A 15,449-nucleotide genomic window follows, 5' to 3' on the forward strand; every position below is an offset into this window, starting at 1 on the left:
GCGATGACCTCCCTGGCGAACCTGCGCTGGCCTGAGGTGCCGCGCGCGCTTCTGGCCGTTCCACTGGGCGCGACCGAGCAGCACGGCCCGCACCTGCCGCTCGACACCGACACCACCGTCGCCGAGGAGCTGGCGCGACGGCTCGCCGAGCGCGTGCCCGGCGTGGTCGTGGCACCGGCGTTACCGTACGGGTCGAGCGGCGAGCACGCGGGCTTCCCGGGGACGCTGTCGATCGGGCAGGAGGCACTGGAACTCGTGCTCGTCGAGCTGGCGCGCTCGGCCGACCACTTCGCGGGGATCGTGTTCGTCAACGGTCACGGCGGCAACCTGGAACCCCTGCGGAACGCCGTGCGGCTGCTGCGCGCGGAGGGCAGGCGCGTGTTCGCGTGGGCTCCGGGCGGGCCGCCCGACGACACGCACGCGGGGCGCACCGAGACGTCCGTGCTGCTGCACCTGCGACCCGGCGACGTGCTGCCCGGCGAACCCGGCAACACGGAACCGCTGCCTTCGCTGATCGACCGGCTGGTGAGCAGGGGTGTACGGAGCGTGAGCGCGAACGGTGTGCTCGGTGATCCGACGGGCGCGACGGCCACGGAGGGCGAGGCACGGCTCGAGGCCTGGACGGACGCGCTGGTCACCGCCGTGCGCGACTGGCAGGCCGGGTGACGCTACCCTGCCCAGTGGCACGCACGATCAGCGATGAGGGTGGTGACGCGATGCCGGCGGCGGAGGGGCGGCGCGGCAGGCCGGTGCTGAGCAGACGGCGCGAGGTCAGCCACATGAGCGCGCGGTCGCTGCTCATGACGCTGCTCGGCGAGTTCGTGCTCCCCCGTGATCGTCCGGTGTGGACCTCCGTGCTGGTGGACGCGCTGGCGATGTTCGACGTCGAGGAGAAGTCCGCCCGCCAGGCCCTGGCCCGCACCGCCGCGGAGGGCTGGCTGGAGTCGGAGCGCGTCGGCAGGCGCGTGCGGTGGTCGCTGACGCAGCCGGGGCGCAAGCTGCTCACCGAGGGCGCGCGGCGGATCTACGACTTCGGCAGCACCGAGCGCACCTGGGACGGCGAGTGGCTCGTGGTGCTCGTGTCCGTGCCCGAGGCCAAGCGGGACCTGCGGCACCAGTTGCGGACCAAGCTGACGTGGGCGGGTTTCGGCTCGCCCGACCCCGGCGTGTGGGTCACCCCCCACACCTCGCGCGAGGCGGAAGCGCTCGACATCCTCACGGGCCTGGGCCTCGGCGACGCGCTGTCGTTCACCGGTCCGTACGGCCGGATCGGCGACGAGGCGACAATGGTCGCCCGCGCATGGGACCTGCGGAACCTGGAAACGCGGTACGAGGAGTTCGTCGGTGCCTTCGCGGCGCTGGAGCCCGCCGGCGGCGATGCCGTGCTCGACGCGCAGACCCGGCTGGTGCACGAATGGCGCCGGTTCCCCTTCCTGGACCCCCAGCTGCCAGCGACCCTCCTGCCAACGGGCTGGAGCGGAGCCAAGGCGGCCGAGCTGTTCCACCGCAGGCATACCGAATGGCGCCCCTCCGCCCAGCACCGCTGGGACGAACGCCTGGCCGCCGAAGAAGCCGCCTGACCCGCATTCGCGAGTCCCCCGCCAAGGCCCGCGAGTCCCCCGCTCCGGACGCCGAGTCCCCCACTCCGGCGCGCGAGTCCCCCGCCAAGGCCCGCGAGTCCCCCACTCCGGCGCGCGAGTCCCCCACTCAGGCGCGCGAGTCCCCCGCTCCCGACCGCGAATCGTGCGTTCCCGGCCGGGAGCCCGCGTGTGCGAATCGGGAGCCCCGGCGAGCCGGGCAGCCGAAGCGAATGTCCTGAACGGGCCACTCGTGGCCCGGAACGCAGAACTCGCGGGCCGGAACGGGGGACTCACGGGCCTTGGCGGGGGACTCGCGCGCCCGAGCGGGCAACTCGCCGGCCCGAACGGGGGACTCGCGGGCCGGAGCGGGTCAGATCGCCAACCCCGGGTACAGCTTCGCCGCGTTACCGGCCAGGACGTCGCGCAGTACCTCCTCGGGAAGCCCGAGTGCCGCGAGGGCGCGGACGTTGCGGGCCGTGCCCGGTACCCCCGGCCAATCGGTGCCGAAAACGAAACGGGTCGCGAGCCTCTCGAAATCGAACCGCGCGTAGTACTCGGGCAGCTTCTTCGGCGGCAGACCCGCCAGATCGAGCCACACGTTGTCCTTGGCCAGCGCCAGAAACGCCGCCGCGTCATACCACCACCCACGGCCACCGTGCGCGAAAACGAACCGCACGTCCGGGAAGTCCTCCACCACGTCGGCCAGCAGCTGGGGGTCACCGAAGATCGTTCTCGCGCCGGGGAAGCTGCTCGTGCCAGAGTGGAGGATCACCGGGACGCCGCGTTCCTCACACACCTGGTAGGCGCGGTACAGCTCCTTGTCCGCCGGAGAGAACCCGCCGTGCACCGGGTGCAGTTTCAGCGCCACCGCGCCGAGGTCCAGTTGACGCTCCACTTCGGACGCCAGCGGGTGGTGCAGATGGGGGTTCACGTTGGCCACGAGCCGGAACCGCCGGGGATTGCACTCCACGAACGGCAGGTTGTCCTCGATCGGCTGGATCCCGGTCGCCCGAGGGCTGTACTCGCAGAACAACAGCGCCCGGTCGACGCCCTCCTCCTCGAACAGCGCGTCGAGCCGCTCAGGCACCGGGTCACCGGCCGAGTCGTAGACCGAACGCCACGGATGCGGCCCCGAGAACCGCCGAGCCCACTCCAGCCACGCCGGCTTGAGGGTCGAAAGGCGCGGCACGTGCACGTGCGCGTCGACCACGGGGTAGCCGTCGATCACGTAACCGCCTCGACGGGCGGAGCCTCCGCGACCGGCACCGCGTCGGTCCTGACCAGGTCGCGCAGCACGTTGCGCCGGATCTTGCCGGTCGCCGTCTTGGGCAGCTCGGTCAGCTCCACGACCGCGCGCGGGCGCTTGAACGACGCGAGCCCCGCCCGGCACCACGCGATCAACGCGTCGCCGTCCACGTGCGTACCCGGCTTCGGCACCACGCACGCGACGGGCTTGTCGAGCTCGTCGGAATCGGGTACCGCGACCACCACGGCCTCGGCAACGTCCGGGTGCTCCAGCAGCCGTTCCTCCACCTCGCTCGGCGTCACCCAGATGCCGCCCGCCTTGATCATGTCGTTGAAGCGGCCGAGACACGAGTACGTCCCGTCCTCGTTGCGCACGTACGTGTCGCCGGTGCGCATCCACTCGCCGAGGAACACCTTGCGCGACGTCTCCGCCCGGCACCAGTAGCCGGTCGCCGCGCTGTCACCGCGCACGTAGAGCTCACCCGGCTTACCGATCTCGGAGACCACCGCACCGTGCTCGTCGCGGATCTCCACGTCGTATCCGGGCACCGGAACACCCGACGACGCCGGGTGGACCTCGCCGGGCCGGTTGGACATGAAGATGTGCAGCATCTCGGTGGAGCCGATGCCGTCGAGCACCTCGACACCGAACTCGTCGCGCATGCCGTGGAACATCCGTGCGGGCAACGCCTCCCCGGCCGAAACCCCTTGGCGCACCGAGGAGAACGCGTCGCGGGGCACGTCGCTCGCCAGTAGCGGTCCCCAGAAGCTCGGCGTGCCGAAGAGCAGCGTCGCGCGGTCGGTCATCGCGCGCGCGGCGACGAGCTGCGGGGTCGGCCGCGCCGACTCGAGCAGCGCTGTCGCGCCGACCGAGAGCGGGAAGAACATCGAGTTGCCGATGCCGTAGGCGAAGAACAGTTTCGCGACGGAGAGGCACCGGTCGTCGCGGGTGATGCCGAGCACCTGATGGGCGTAGGTCTCCGCCACGAACCGGATGTCGGTGTGCCGGTGCATCGCCGCCTTGGGCGTGCCGGTGGTGCCCGAGGTGTAGAGCCACAATGCGGGCGAGTCGGCCCACGTCGCGTAGGGCTGTGCGCCCTCCCCCGCGCCCCGCAGGCGGTGCCAGTCGTCGGTGAGGACGACGGTCTCGACGTCCGGTGCCTGCTCGACGGCGGCCAGCACGACGTCACCGAACGCGCTGGAACCGAGCACGATCCGGGTACGCGAGTCGGCGATGAGCTTGCCCAGCTCGCCCGCGGTGAGCATGGTCGAGCACGGGACGGCGACGGCGCCGAGGTACATCGCGCCGAGGATGGCGGTGAACAGCTCGACCTCGTCGGCCATGCACATCAGCACGCGTTCCTCCGGCCGCACGCCGAGCGCGTGCAGCCCGCCCGCGACCCTGCGGACCTCCTCGTCCAGCTCGGCGTAGCTGAGCGTGCGGGTGTTGGACACGACGGCGGTGCGTGCCCCGTCGCCGGCAGCGACGTGCCTGCCGACCAGGTACTCGGTGGCGTTGAAGGTGGTGGGAGGAGCGGTCAGCGCTGACATGGGCCCCGCCTTAGGTCAGGTAGACGTATTCGTAGTCGAAGGGCTTGCCGTTGATGCCGTTGGTCGGAGGTGCTACCCAGCTCGCGATCTTGCCACGTTCGTAGACCGGTTTCATCAACGAACGGACGAAGGTGAGGTCCTCGCTGGTGGGCAACCATTTGCTCTTGGATGCCTGCCACGTCTGCTCGTCGACGATAGTGCCGTCGGGGGTCACGTGGTAGCCCGCGTTGATGCCCACCTGCCGGTTGAACCCGGGGTGCGGCAGGTAAAGGCGGTAGTCGATGTCGTTGTCGGCGAGGATCTTGTTCCAGCGCTTGAGCCCGCTGCGGCAGTCGGAGATGTACTCGGTGCGCAGGTCGAGGTTGAGCAGCAGGATCGCCTGCAGCTCCTCCTGGGTCCACGTGCCGTCGTCGCGGGGCTTCTCCAGCAGCGCGCTGTCGTCGGTGAGCTTGTGGTCGTCCTTGCGGCGGTTCTCCAGCCAGCGGCCCTTCAGCCCGGACGTGTAGTAGTTGGCGGCGTTGGTGGAGGTCTCGCTGCCGAACAGGTCCAGCGAGACGCTGTAGTGGAAGTTGATGTACTTCTGCACGATGTCGAGCGGGATGCCGCCGTGCGAGGCGATGTCGAGCGTGTCGCGCTCGCGGATCAGCTCGGCGCTGCGGGTCACCACGCGGTCGACGCCGGTGGTGCCCACGAACATGTGGTGGGCCTCTTCCTTGAGCATGAACTCGCACGTGCGCGACAGCGGGTCGAACGCGGACTCCTTGAGGGTGCCGAGCTGGTACTTGCCGTCGCGGTCGGTGAAGTAGGTGAACATGTAGAAGGCCAGCCAGTCGGCGGTCTCCTCGTTGAACGCGCCGAGGATGCGCGGGGAGTCGGGGCTGCCGGAGTTGCGGTACAGCAGCGCCTCGGCCTCCTCCCGGCCCTCGCGGCCGAAGTAGGCGTGCAGCAGGTACACCATCGCCCACAGGTGCCTGCCCTCCTCCACGTTGACCTGGAAGAGGTTGCGCAGGTCGTACAGCGACGGGGCGGTGAGGCCGAGCAGCCGCTGCTGCTCGACGCTCGCGGGCTCGGTGTCGCCCTGGATGACGATGAGCCGTTGCAGGTCGGCCCGGTACTCGCCGGGCACCTGCTGCCACACCGGTTCGCCCTTGTGCTCGCCGAAGCCGATGGTGCGGTCGGCGTCGCGCTCGGCGAGGAAGATGCCCCACCGGTACTCCTCGGGCACCACGTGGTCGAAATGCGCCCAGCCCTCGCGGCCGACGCTGACCGCCGTGCGCAGGTACACGCCGTGGGTCTCCAGCGTGGGGCCCATCTCGGCCCACCAGTTCATGAACCTCGGCTGCCAGCCCTCCAGCGCCCGCTGCAGGCGCCGGTTGGACGACAGGTCGACGTTGTTCGGGATCTTGGCGTCGTAGTCAATCTTTTCCGGCATGCTCTACACCCGTTTCCGGTCGAAGACGGCTCTCTGACCCGTGCCGTAGCGACGCAACGCGCCCTGCTCCCCCGCGGCGTTGGGCCGGTTGAAAATCCAGTTCTGCCAGGCCGAGAGGCGTCCGAACACCTTGGTCTCGATGGTCTCGGGCCCCACGAAGCGGTGGTTGGCCTCCATGCCGGTCAGCGCGTCCGGAGAAAGCCCCCTCCGAGCCTCGATCACCAGGCGGATCTCGTCCTCCCAGTCGATGTCGTCGGGGGCGTCGGTGACCAGCCCGAGCTCCACGGCGTCGGCGGGGGCCAGCGCGCGGCCGCGCTCCTTGGCGAGCCACGCCAGGTGGTCGTCCTCGCGGTAGAAGCGGGACTCCAGCCGGGTCAGCCCGTTGCCCATCGGCAACGGCCCGAAGTTGGCGTCGGAGAGCGTGATCGACGCGCGCTCGTCGCTGTCCTCGTCCTCGATCTGTGGGGGTGCCCCCGCCAATGAGGGCGTAGCCGGCGGGGGAGGACCGTCCAACATGTACTGCCGGTCGCACGCGAGCGCGAGCTCCAGCAGCACGCCCGCGAAGCACGAGCCCGGCTCGATCAGGGCGATCAGGCTCCGGCTGGTGACGTCGAGCCGCTTCAGCGTCCGCTTGTAGTAGTGCAGGATCTCGTTGCGGAGCCAATCCCCGGCCGCACCGTCGAGCACCGCGGCCTCGTGCCGCAGCACCAGCTCAGGGTCCCCGGCGGTGCGCAGCACCCACGTCCCAAGCTCGGGCTCGTTGGTGCGCAACCGCAGGATCACGTCGTCCAGCTCACGGGTCAGGGCGAGCAGCCAGAACTCCGCGCCCCGCTCGTGCGGGTCGCCTGGCTCCGCCGATGGTCCGCGCACGGTCAGCTCCACCGTGCCGGCGCCCCGGTCGTAGCGGGCGGAGACGTGCTCGTACTCCAGCCCTTCCGGTGTCTCCTCGCGCCGCAGCGGCGTCAGCTCGATCCCGGCGGCGTCCGGGGGCCTGGTGCTGCGCTCCGCCAGCTCCTCGGCCCTGCGGGTGACCGTCTCGGTGAACTCCCGCCGCGGCGCCAGCTCGTCGACGAGGCCCCAGTCGACGGCCGTCCTGCCCTTGACGCCGTCGCTGCGCGTGGCGAACACGTCGGCCCGGTCCTTGCGCACCCGCCGCTTGTCCACCACCCGCGTGAGCCCGCCCGTGCCGGGCAGCACGCCCAGCAGCGGCACCTCCGGCAGCGCCACCGTGGAGGAGTTGTCGTCCACCAGCACGATGTGCTCGCACGCGAGCGCGAGCTCGTAGCCGCCGCCCGCGCAGGCGCCGTTCACCGCGGCCAGGTAGGTCTGCCCGGAGAACTCGGTGGCGTCCTCCATGCCGTTGCGGGTCTCGTTGGTGAACTTGCAGAAGTTCACCTTCCACTCGTGCGGTGAGCCCGCGAGCATCCGGATGTTGGCGCCCGCGCAGAAGACGTTGTCCTTGCCGCTGGTCACCACCACCGTGCGCACGCCGGGGTGCTCGAAGCGCAGCCGTTGCACGGCGTCGTACAGCTCGATGTCCACGCCGAGGTCGTAGGAGTTGAGTTTGAGCTCGTAACCGGGGACGAGCCCGCCCTGCTCGTCGACGTCCAGCACCAGCCACGCGAGCGGGCCGTCCACCCGCAGTCTCCAGTGGCGATAGGAGTCCGGGTGCCGGTCGAACGACACGGTGGTCGGCCCTGCGGTGTCCTCGACATCGATGGCGGTCACCCTGTCAAGTTTCTACGCATGACCATACCGACGTCAAGGTTGTGTAGAACTAAGCAGGGCTAAGCACGCCGCCCCGCCGCCTCCTGGAAGGCGCCACGCGGCTCCTCGCGGGAATCCAGGTTGACCACATCGTGCCCGAACGGCATGCCGACGAGCCAGTCGCCGAGCACCCTGATCGTGCGGTTCCACGTGGGGATCTGGGTGGCGTAGTACGCGCGGCGGGCGGTCCACGCGAACCTGCCGTGGACCTTGCGGCCCAGCATCTCGCCGACCGCCTTGTTCATGCCGAGCGTCACGAACTCGCCCTTGCTCTTGTAGTGGAACGGCTTCAGCTCGCCGCCCCGCAGCCGCTGCGCGATGTTGTCGCCGAGCCTGCGCGCCTGCCGCACCGCGTACTGCGCGGTCGGCGGGCACACCCCGCCCTTCTGCAGGTCGGGCACCGCGGCGCAGTCGCCCGCCGCCCAGATGTCGGGGTGTCCCTCGACGCGCATCGTCTCGTCGACGACGATCCGGCCACGCTGGTCTGTGGGCAGTCCCAGTTCCTTGACCAGCGGCGGAGGCTTCGTCCCGGCGACCCACACGAGGGTGCTCGCGCGGAAGCTGTCGCCGTCGTTCAGCCGCACCAGGCCGTCCTCGGCCGACTCAAGCTGCGTGCTCAGCCGCACGTCGATGCCGCGGCCACGCAGCTCGGACACCGCACGCGCGGCGAGGTCCTCGCTGACCGTGGTGAGGATGCGGTCCATGGCCTCCACGAGCACCCAGCGCATCTCCGAGGCGTCGATCTCGGGATAGCCCTCCAGCACGTCGACGGCCATGTCCTGCAGCTCGGCGAGCGCCTCGACGCCGGTGTAGCCGCCACCGACGAACACGAACGTCAGCGCGCAGCGGCGCAGCTCGGGATCGCTGGTGGCGGAGGCGATCTCCAGCTGGCGCAGCACGTGGTCACGCAGGTGCACGGCCTCGGCCAGCGAGTTGAACCCGATCCCGCACTCGGCCAGCCCGGGAATCGGGAGCAGCTTGGACATGGCGCCCATGCCGAGCACCAGCTCGTCGTATTCCAGCTCCAGTTCCGGGCCCGCCTCGGGTGCGACCGACGCGACCCTGCGCTGGGTGTCCACACCCGTGAGCCTTCCTGCGACGAAGCGCGTCCCGCTCAGCACCGCGCGCAGCGGGACCACGGCGTGCCTCGGTTCGAGCGTGCCCGAGGCGACCTCGGGCAACAGCGGCCGGTAGACCATGAAGTTCTCCGGGTTGACCACGGTCACCTGCGCCTCGCCGCTGCGCAGCCGCTGCTGCAGGCGCAACGCGGCGTAGAGACCGACGTAGCCGCCGCCGACGATCACGATCCGTTTCGACACGCGAGAAGCCTCCTACCCACCGTTGACGTAGATCACCAAGTAGGCGATGAAGAATCCGGCGACGAGCACGATGCTCGCCACCACGACCACGAGCCACGCGATCGACATCCCCTTGGACTGCCGGGGCTCGCGGTGCGAGAGGCCGGACGTCTGGCCGGATTCGGGCGGCGTGTCGCCGGGCCGGACGCCGCCGCCCTCCTCGAGTCCGGGCGTCCTGGCCGGGTCCGGATCAGGTGGTGGCGTGGTCATGGCCTCCGGGTACCCACGCGCGCCAGGGCAAACCCGTGCCCGATCCGAGCCCCGTCCGCAGTGAAGGCCACCATGCCTGCGTTCAACGCAGTGAAGGTGGCCTTCACTGCGGATGGGTGGCGCTGGCGCGGACGGTGGGCCGGCTCAGTGGAGCCTGGGGACGTGCGGTTCGCCCTCGATCGCGTCGAGCTCGTCGGCGCGGGCGATCAGGTCGGTGGTCAGCTCCTGCAGGTGCTTGCCGAGCAGACGCAGGCCGTCCGCGGGCAGCTGGCCGCCGTCCTGGCGGTGCAGCAGCTCCACCACGGCCTCACCGAGATGGGTGTTCACAGCGGAGAGCCGGGCGAGCAGCTCGCGGTCTCGGCGGATCATGTCGGTACCCCTTCGAACCCCTCAGTGATTGCGTAGCACGCTACACCAATGGGCTCGGAGGGGGAACCGGGACTATTCGCGGCCGAGGACGATGGTGGGCTCCAGCTCGTCATCGTCGTCACGGGGCAGGGGAACACGCAGGTTGCCCGCCGCCTCTCCCGCCCCGCCTTGAACGCCGGCCGTGACGGTCTCGACGCTCTCGGCCTGTCGCTCGGCATCGGGGCTCCGCATCACGGGCTCCTTTCACACCAGAAAACCGATGATCTTGATATACCCGACGCGACAGCGGAAAAACCACAGGGCGATCCCAACCTGAAAGGCTGAAAAACGTCACCCGTGTCCAAGGTGGACAGGCAGCGGCAGAAGCGGGGCGCCGAGCGCCCTACCGGGTGTGTCCTGCTCGAGCGAGGTGGTGACTCCCGCCCGGGACGCCCGCGCGGACACGAAGCGCAACGCGGGCGGCTGCCGCAACTCGTGCCGCCGCACCGCGGAGGCGTGCGTCGACGCGGCGGTGAGCGACGCCCCGTTACTGTCGTCGTGATGACAGGCAGGCGGGAACAGGTCCTCGACGCGGCGATCCGGGTGCTCGGCACACAGGGCACCCGGCAGCTGACCCACCGCGCGGTGGACGCGGAGGCCGGGGTGCCATCCGGAACGGCTTCCAACCACTTCCGCACGCGGGACGCGCTGCTGGCCGGCGTCCTGGAACGCTTGCGGGAGCTGGAGACGCGCAGCTGGGAGCGTGTCGCGGCCGAGCTGACCGGCGCGGTGGAGATCGACGTCTTCGCCGACGTGGTGGGCGAGCTCGCACTGGAGCTGACCGGCCCCGCACGGGTGGTCACGCTCGCGCGGCACGCCCTGCTCGCCGAGGCGGCCTTCCACGGCGGGCTGCGCGAGCAGGTCGCGGTGCAGCAGGGGCGGATCGAGTCCTGGGCGGCGGACTGGTTCCGTGCGCTCGGCTCCCCGCACCCCGAACGTGACCTGTGGACCGTCCTGTCCCTGCTCGACGGCCTGCTCGCCCACCAGTGCCTCAGCCCGGATCCCGCCTTCGACCCGGCGTCGGCCATCCGCGCACTGCTCCGCGGTCTGCACGAGAGCTGGACTCGGTTACCGCAGTGAAGGCCAGACGTGGAATCGAGCAGGGGTCAGGTCAGGAAGCCGCGCACGCGCTCGACGCGGACCCGCAGCGCGACGGAGTAGTCGGCGCTGAACTTCTCGGCGCTGCCGCTGACGGTGACCATGCCCTGGCCGTACTTCTCCCGGAAGGCGGGGATTTCCGCGGCCGGCGGCAGGCTCTCGTCGATCCGCGCGGTGCCCTTCAGCACGATGATGTCGCCGCCCGTGCCGTCGCTGTCGAAGTGCAGGCCGACCCGGGGACGGCGGCGGATGTGGGCGAGCCGGTAGGCGTCGGGGCGGGTGTAGACCAGCACCTCGCCGCCCTCCCACAGGAACCACACCGGGTTGGGCTGCGGCGTGCCGTCCGCGCCGACGGTGGTGAGCCAGATGATCGCCTCGTCCCGCAGCCTGCGGCGGACCCGGTCGCCGAACGGTTCCCCCTCGGCCGGGAGCACGTCTCCTGCCATGTGCGCCAGGCTAGCCGCTAGAGTCCGGCAGATGCCGGAAGCGTTCGATCTCGCCGACCTGCCCACGCTCGACGGCGATGTCCTCGACGGCGACGCGAGCTTGGCTGCCGCGGCCCGGGACTGGGGGCACATCGTCCAGGCACGGCCCCGCGTCGTGGTCCGACCGGGAAGCCCGGCGGACGTCGCGGCCGTCGTCGGGTTCGCCGCGGAGAGGGGTGTTCCGGTCGCGGCGAGAGGGGCTGGTCACTCGCCGTTCGGGCAGGGCCAGGCGGCCGGCGGCATCGTGCTCGACATGACGAGCCTCGCCACCGTGCACGCCGGCACCGGCAATCGGCTGGTGGTCGACGCCGGGGCGCGCTGGCAGCAGGTGCTCGGCGCGAGCCTGCCGCGCGGGCTCACCCCGCCGGTGCTCACGGACTACCTGGAGCTGACGGTCGGCGGCACGCTCGCCGTCGGCGGCATCGGCGGCGCGACCCACCACCACGGCATGCAGACCGACACGGTCACCGAGCTCGACGTCGTCACCGGCGAGGGCGCGCTCGTGCGCTGCTCGGCGGACGAGAACGGCGAGCTGTTCGACGCCGTGCGCGCCGGGCTCGGCCAGTGCGGGATCGTCACCCGCGCCACGATCCGGCTGCAGCCCGCCAAGCAGCGGGCGCGCCGCTGGAAGCTGTACTACGACACGCTCGGCGACTTCCTCGCCGACCAGCGCACCACGGTCACCGACGGCCGCTTCGACTACGTGGAGGGCCAGCTCCTGCTCGACGACGAGACCGGCGAGTGGCTGTACCTGCTGGAGGCAGCGTCGTACTTCTCGCTGCCGGACCAGCCCGACGAGGAGGCACTGCTCGGGGACCTGTCGTTCTCGCGCGAGACCGCCGAGGTGGAGGACTCGACCTATCACGAGTTCCTCGACCGGATGGCCGACGGCGAAGCGGTGCTGCGCGAGGAGGGCAGCTGGTTCCACCCGCACCCGTGGCTCAACGTGTTCGTGCCCGATGACGAGGTGGAGGCCGTGGTGGCCGACACGCTCGCCGAGACGGGCGGCGAGGACCTCGGCGACTCGGGCCTCGTGATGCTCTACCCGGTGCGCAGGGAGCCGCTGTCGACACCGCTGGTCCGTGTGCCGTCGAGCGACCTCGTGTGGCTGTTCGCACTGCTGCGCACGGGCAAGCCGTACGACCCGGCGGGCGTGGCGAGGATGATCCAGCTCAACACCGGCCTGTACGAGCGGGTCAAGGCGCTCGGCGGCACGGTGTACCCGGCCAACACGCTGCCGATGACGGAGAAGGACTGGAAGGACCACTTCGGCGACGAGTGGGAGAAGCTGGAGGCCGCCAAGAAGCGGTACGACCCGAAGGGCGTGCTGACGGTCGGTCAGGGCGTTTTCGGGGGTCCGGACGCATGAGCGCGGGCACGACGACGCGCTCGAGGCCGTCGAGGGCGGCGTTGCCGGGACACCTCAGCCGCAGTGGAGGCCACCATGCCCGCGTTTGACGAACACAGCGGCGCGCAGCGCCTCTTACCGCGAATAGGCCATTTGGGTCAACCCGTCTGACCTGCGTTTTCGCCTGACCGTAGGCAAACCCACAGCGGACCCTGGCAGCGCGGCCGGGACAGCGCGATCATGGGTTGCATGGTGCGAAGCGGCGGGGGAAGCGGGAGCACGGCCACAGCTGAGGGGTACGCGGCGAGGGTGGCGCGGCTGCGGGAGCAGCTCGCCGCACTGCCCGAGGCCGCCCCGGTGCGGCTGGCGAAACGCACGTCGAACCTCTTCCGGCCGCGCGCCGACACCTCCTCCGGGCTGGACGTCTCCGATTTCAACCACGTGCTGTCGGTGGATCCGGTGGCGCGCACGGCCGACGTCGAGGGCATGGTCACCTACGAGCAGCTCGTGGACGCGACCCTCCCACACGGGCTGATGCCGCTGGTCGTGCCGCAGCTCAAGACCATCACGCTCGGCGGCGCGGTCACCGGGCTGGGCATCGAGTCGTCGTCGTTCCGAAACGGCATGCCGCACGAGTCGGTGCTGGAGATGGACCTGCTCACCGGCGACGGCGAGATCGTGCTCGCCCGGCCCGAAAACGAGCACAGCGAGCTGTTCTTCGGCTTCCCCAACTCCTACGGCACGCTCGGCTACGCGCTGCGCCTGCGCATCGAGCTGGAACCGGTGCGGCCCTACGTCCGGCTCGAACACGTCCGCTACACCGATCCCGCGCGGTACTTCGCGGCGCTGGAGCGCGCGTGCCGCGAACGCGGGGCCGACTTCGTCGACGGGACGATCTTCGGACCCGACGAGCTGTACCTGACGCTCGCGACGTTCACCGGCGAGGCACCAGAGACCAGCGACTACACGTGGCTGGACATCTACTACAGGTCCATCAGGGAGCGCACCGTCGACCACCTCCCGGTGCGGGACTACCTGTGGCGCTGGGACACCGACTGGTTCTGGTGCTCGCGCGCGCTGGGGGTGCAGAACCGGCTCGTCCGCCTGCTGGTGGGACCGAAGCTGCTGCGCTCCGACGTGTACTGGAAGGTCGTGGCGTTCGAGCGGCGGCACGGCCTGCTCTCCCGGTTCGAGCGCGCACTGGGCAAACCGGAACGCGAGTCCGTGGTGCAGGACATCGAGGTTCCGGTGGACCGGGCGGCGGCGTTCCTCGACTTCTTCCACCGCGAGATACCGATCAGCCCGGTGTGGGTGTGCCCGGTGCGGCAGCGGGACGCGGACCGCACCTGGCCACTGTACGAACTGGACCCGAAAGCGCTCTACGTCAACTTCGGTTTCTGGGCAACGGTCCCGCTGGAGCCGGGCGAGCCGGACGGCACGCACAACCGGCTCATCGAGCAGAAGGTGACCGAGCTCGGCGGGCGGAAGTCGCTGTACTCCGAAAGCTTCTACGACGAGGACACGTTCTGGCGGCTCTACAACGGAACGGCCTATCACGCGCTGAAACGGCGATACGACCCCGCGCGGAGGTTGCTAGACCTTTACGACAAGTGCGTTAGAGCGAGGTGAAAGCAGCAATGGCACATGGAGAACTCGGTGAGGTGTTCGGACGGCTCCTCACCGCGGGCGAGCACGTGGCCATCACGCTCTACGACGGCAGCGTCGTCGGCGATCCCGGCTCGCCCCACCGGATCGACGTGCGCTCGCCGACGGCGCTCAGCTACGTCTTCTCCGCACCGGGCGAGCTCGGCCTCGCCCGCGCGTACGTCACCGGGCACCTCGACGTCCACGGCGACCTCTACACCGTGCTGCGTGCGCTGACCGCCGTGATCGACGGGCTCAGCATCGCCGACAAGCTGTGGATCATGCGCAGGCTCGGCACGCGCTTCCTGCGTTCGGTGCCCGTGCCCGCCGAGGAGGCGCCCGGCAGGGTCAAGCGCGGCCTGCGCGGGCTGCGGCATTCGAAGTCCCGGGACAGCGCGGCGATCTCGCAGCACTACGACGTGTCGAACCACTTCTACGAGCTCGTGCTCGGTCCCTCGATGGCCTACACGTGTGCGTGCTACCCCGAGGAGGACTCGACGCTGGAGGAGGCGCAGTTCCACAAGTTCGACCTGGTGTGCCGCAAGCTCGCCCTGGAACCGGGGATGCGGCTGCTCGACGTGGGCTGTGGCTGGGGCGGGATGGTGGCGCACGCCGCCGAGCACTACGGGGTGCGGGCGATCGGGGTCACGCTGTCGCGCGAGCAGGCGCAGTGGGGGCAGAAGAACATCGTCGCGCGCGGTCTCGCCGACCGGGCCGAGGTCCGGCACCTCGACTACCGCGACGTGGCAGAGGGCGGCTTCGACGCGGTGTCCTCCATCGGGCTCACCGAGCACATCGGGGCCCGCAACCTGCCGTCGTACTTCCGGTTCCTGCATTCGAAACTGCGCGAAGGCGGGCGCCTGCTGAACCACTGCATCACGCGGCCGACCACCAGGGAGCCCGCGCACACGGGGCCGTTCATCGACCGCTACGTGTTCCCCGACGGCGAACTGGAGGGCGTGGGCACGATCATCTCGGCGATGCAGGACCACGGGTTCGAGGTGCGGCATTCGGAGAACCTGCGCGAGCACTACGCGCGCACACTCGCGGCCTGGTGCGCCAACCTCGACGCGAACTGGTCCGAGGCGGTGCAGGAGGCAGGCGTGCGCAGGGCGCGGGTGTGGGCGCTGTACATGGCAGCGTCGCGGCTGGGCTTCGAGCGGCACAAGATCGAGCTGCAGCAGGTGCTTGGCGTGAAGGTGGCCGCGAACGGCGACGCCGCGATGCCCCTGCGCCCCGACTGGGGCGTGTGACCGCGGGGGCTGCCCGACCGCAGTGAAGGCCACCTTGCCTGCGCTCAACGCAGTGAAGGTGGCCTTCACT

The 15,449-nt window shown here is 70.4% G+C and carries 16 protein-coding genes; 7 read left to right on the plus strand and 9 right to left on the minus strand.

Annotated elements, in window-relative coordinates:
• The first annotated feature begins 3 nt into the window (after window positions 1-3).
• On the plus strand, window positions 4-666 hold the full coding sequence (gene mftE / locus DI005_RS00875) for a mycofactocin biosynthesis peptidyl-dipeptidase MftE (protein ID WP_112271667.1): 663 nt from the start codon (window positions 4-6) through the stop codon (window positions 664-666).
• A 113-nt stretch (window positions 667-779) separates the two neighbouring features.
• A complete protein-coding gene (locus DI005_RS00880; protein WP_112272074.1) occupies window positions 780-1,580 on the plus strand; it encodes a PaaX family transcriptional regulator C-terminal domain-containing protein in 801 nt (266 codons plus the stop codon).
• Between the two features lie 370 nt (window positions 1,581-1,950).
• Here DI005_RS00880 and DI005_RS00890 read toward each other — a convergent pair whose 3' ends face one another.
• The 8 genes from DI005_RS00890 to DI005_RS38450 all read right to left on the minus strand — a co-directional run bounded on the left by DI005_RS00890 (window position 1,951) and on the right by DI005_RS38450 (window position 9,743).
• Complete coding sequence (locus DI005_RS00890) at window positions 1,951-2,808, minus strand: amidohydrolase family protein (RefSeq protein ID WP_113640987.1); 858 nt, start codon at window positions 2,806-2,808, stop codon at window positions 1,951-1,953.
• Window positions 2,805-4,376, minus strand: coding sequence for a benzoate-CoA ligase family protein (locus DI005_RS00895; RefSeq protein ID WP_113640988.1), 1,572 nt, complete (start codon window positions 4,374-4,376; stop codon window positions 2,805-2,807). Before DI005_RS00895 ends, DI005_RS00890 begins: the two co-directional genes overlap by 4 nt.
• A gap of 10 nt (window positions 4,377-4,386) precedes the next feature.
• A complete protein-coding gene (gene boxB / locus DI005_RS00900; protein WP_113640989.1) occupies window positions 4,387-5,808 on the minus strand; it encodes a benzoyl-CoA 2,3-epoxidase subunit BoxB in 1,422 nt (473 codons plus the stop codon).
• A gap of 3 nt (window positions 5,809-5,811) precedes the next feature.
• Window positions 5,812-7,536, minus strand: coding sequence for a 2,3-epoxybenzoyl-CoA dihydrolase (boxC, locus tag DI005_RS00905; RefSeq protein ID WP_199542425.1), 1,725 nt, complete (start codon window positions 7,534-7,536; stop codon window positions 5,812-5,814).
• Window positions 7,537-7,595: 59 nt separating this feature from the next.
• Window positions 7,596-8,894: an NAD(P)/FAD-dependent oxidoreductase gene (locus DI005_RS00910; RefSeq protein ID WP_113640990.1), complete on the minus strand. Its 1,299-nt coding sequence runs from the start codon at window positions 8,892-8,894 to the stop codon at window positions 7,596-7,598.
• 12 nt (window positions 8,895-8,906) lie between these two features.
• On the minus strand, window positions 8,907-9,143 hold the full coding sequence (locus DI005_RS00915) for a DUF6480 family protein (RefSeq protein WP_112271662.1): 237 nt from the start codon (window positions 9,141-9,143) through the stop codon (window positions 8,907-8,909).
• Window positions 9,144-9,287: 144 nt separating this feature from the next.
• On the minus strand, window positions 9,288-9,512 hold the full coding sequence (locus tag DI005_RS00920) for a hypothetical protein (protein WP_112271661.1): 225 nt from the start codon (window positions 9,510-9,512) through the stop codon (window positions 9,288-9,290).
• Window positions 9,513-9,584: 72 nt separating this feature from the next.
• Window positions 9,585-9,743, minus strand: a complete 159-nt coding sequence (locus tag DI005_RS38450; RefSeq protein WP_170200528.1) for a hypothetical protein — start codon at window positions 9,741-9,743, stop codon at window positions 9,585-9,587.
• Window positions 9,744-9,924: 181 nt separating this feature from the next.
• On the opposite strand from DI005_RS38450, the gene DI005_RS39400 reads away from it, so the two are divergent.
• Window positions 9,925-10,053 carry a hypothetical protein gene (locus DI005_RS39400; RefSeq protein ID WP_255565645.1) on the plus strand — a complete coding sequence of 43 codons (129 nt, stop codon included), beginning with the start codon at window positions 9,925-9,927 and terminating at the stop codon, window positions 10,051-10,053.
• On the plus strand, window positions 10,053-10,631 hold the full coding sequence (locus DI005_RS00925; protein WP_113640991.1) for a TetR/AcrR family transcriptional regulator: 579 nt from the start codon (window positions 10,053-10,055) through the stop codon (window positions 10,629-10,631). Before DI005_RS39400 ends, DI005_RS00925 begins: the two co-directional genes overlap by 1 nt.
• 26 nt (window positions 10,632-10,657) lie before the next feature.
• Here DI005_RS00925 and DI005_RS00930 read toward each other — a convergent pair whose 3' ends face one another.
• A complete protein-coding gene (locus DI005_RS00930) occupies window positions 10,658-11,095 on the minus strand; it encodes a TIGR03667 family PPOX class F420-dependent oxidoreductase (protein WP_112271659.1) in 438 nt (145 codons plus the stop codon).
• A gap of 31 nt (window positions 11,096-11,126) precedes the next feature.
• Here DI005_RS00930 and DI005_RS00935 point away from each other — a divergent pair, with 31 nt between their 5' ends.
• From DI005_RS00935 to DI005_RS00945, 3 genes are all read left to right on the plus strand, one after another.
• Entirely contained in the window at window positions 11,127-12,503 is a 1,377-nt protein-coding gene (locus DI005_RS00935; RefSeq protein WP_113640992.1) for an FAD-binding protein, read from the plus strand.
• 228 nt (window positions 12,504-12,731) lie between these two features.
• The gene (locus DI005_RS00940; protein ID WP_113640993.1) at window positions 12,732-14,111 is read left to right on the plus strand and encodes an FAD-binding protein; all 1,380 of its coding nucleotides are present in this window, start codon (window positions 12,732-12,734) and stop codon (window positions 14,109-14,111) included.
• 8 nt (window positions 14,112-14,119) lie between these two features.
• Complete coding sequence (locus DI005_RS00945) at window positions 14,120-15,379, plus strand: cyclopropane-fatty-acyl-phospholipid synthase family protein (RefSeq protein ID WP_112271654.1); 1,260 nt, start codon at window positions 14,120-14,122, stop codon at window positions 15,377-15,379.
• Window positions 15,380-15,449 lie beyond the last annotated feature (70 nt).

The sequence above is a fragment of the Prauserella sp. PE36 genome (assembly GCF_003311655.1).
In the GTDB taxonomy this organism is placed as follows: domain Bacteria; phylum Actinomycetota; class Actinomycetes; order Mycobacteriales; family Pseudonocardiaceae; genus Prauserella_A; species Prauserella_A endophytica.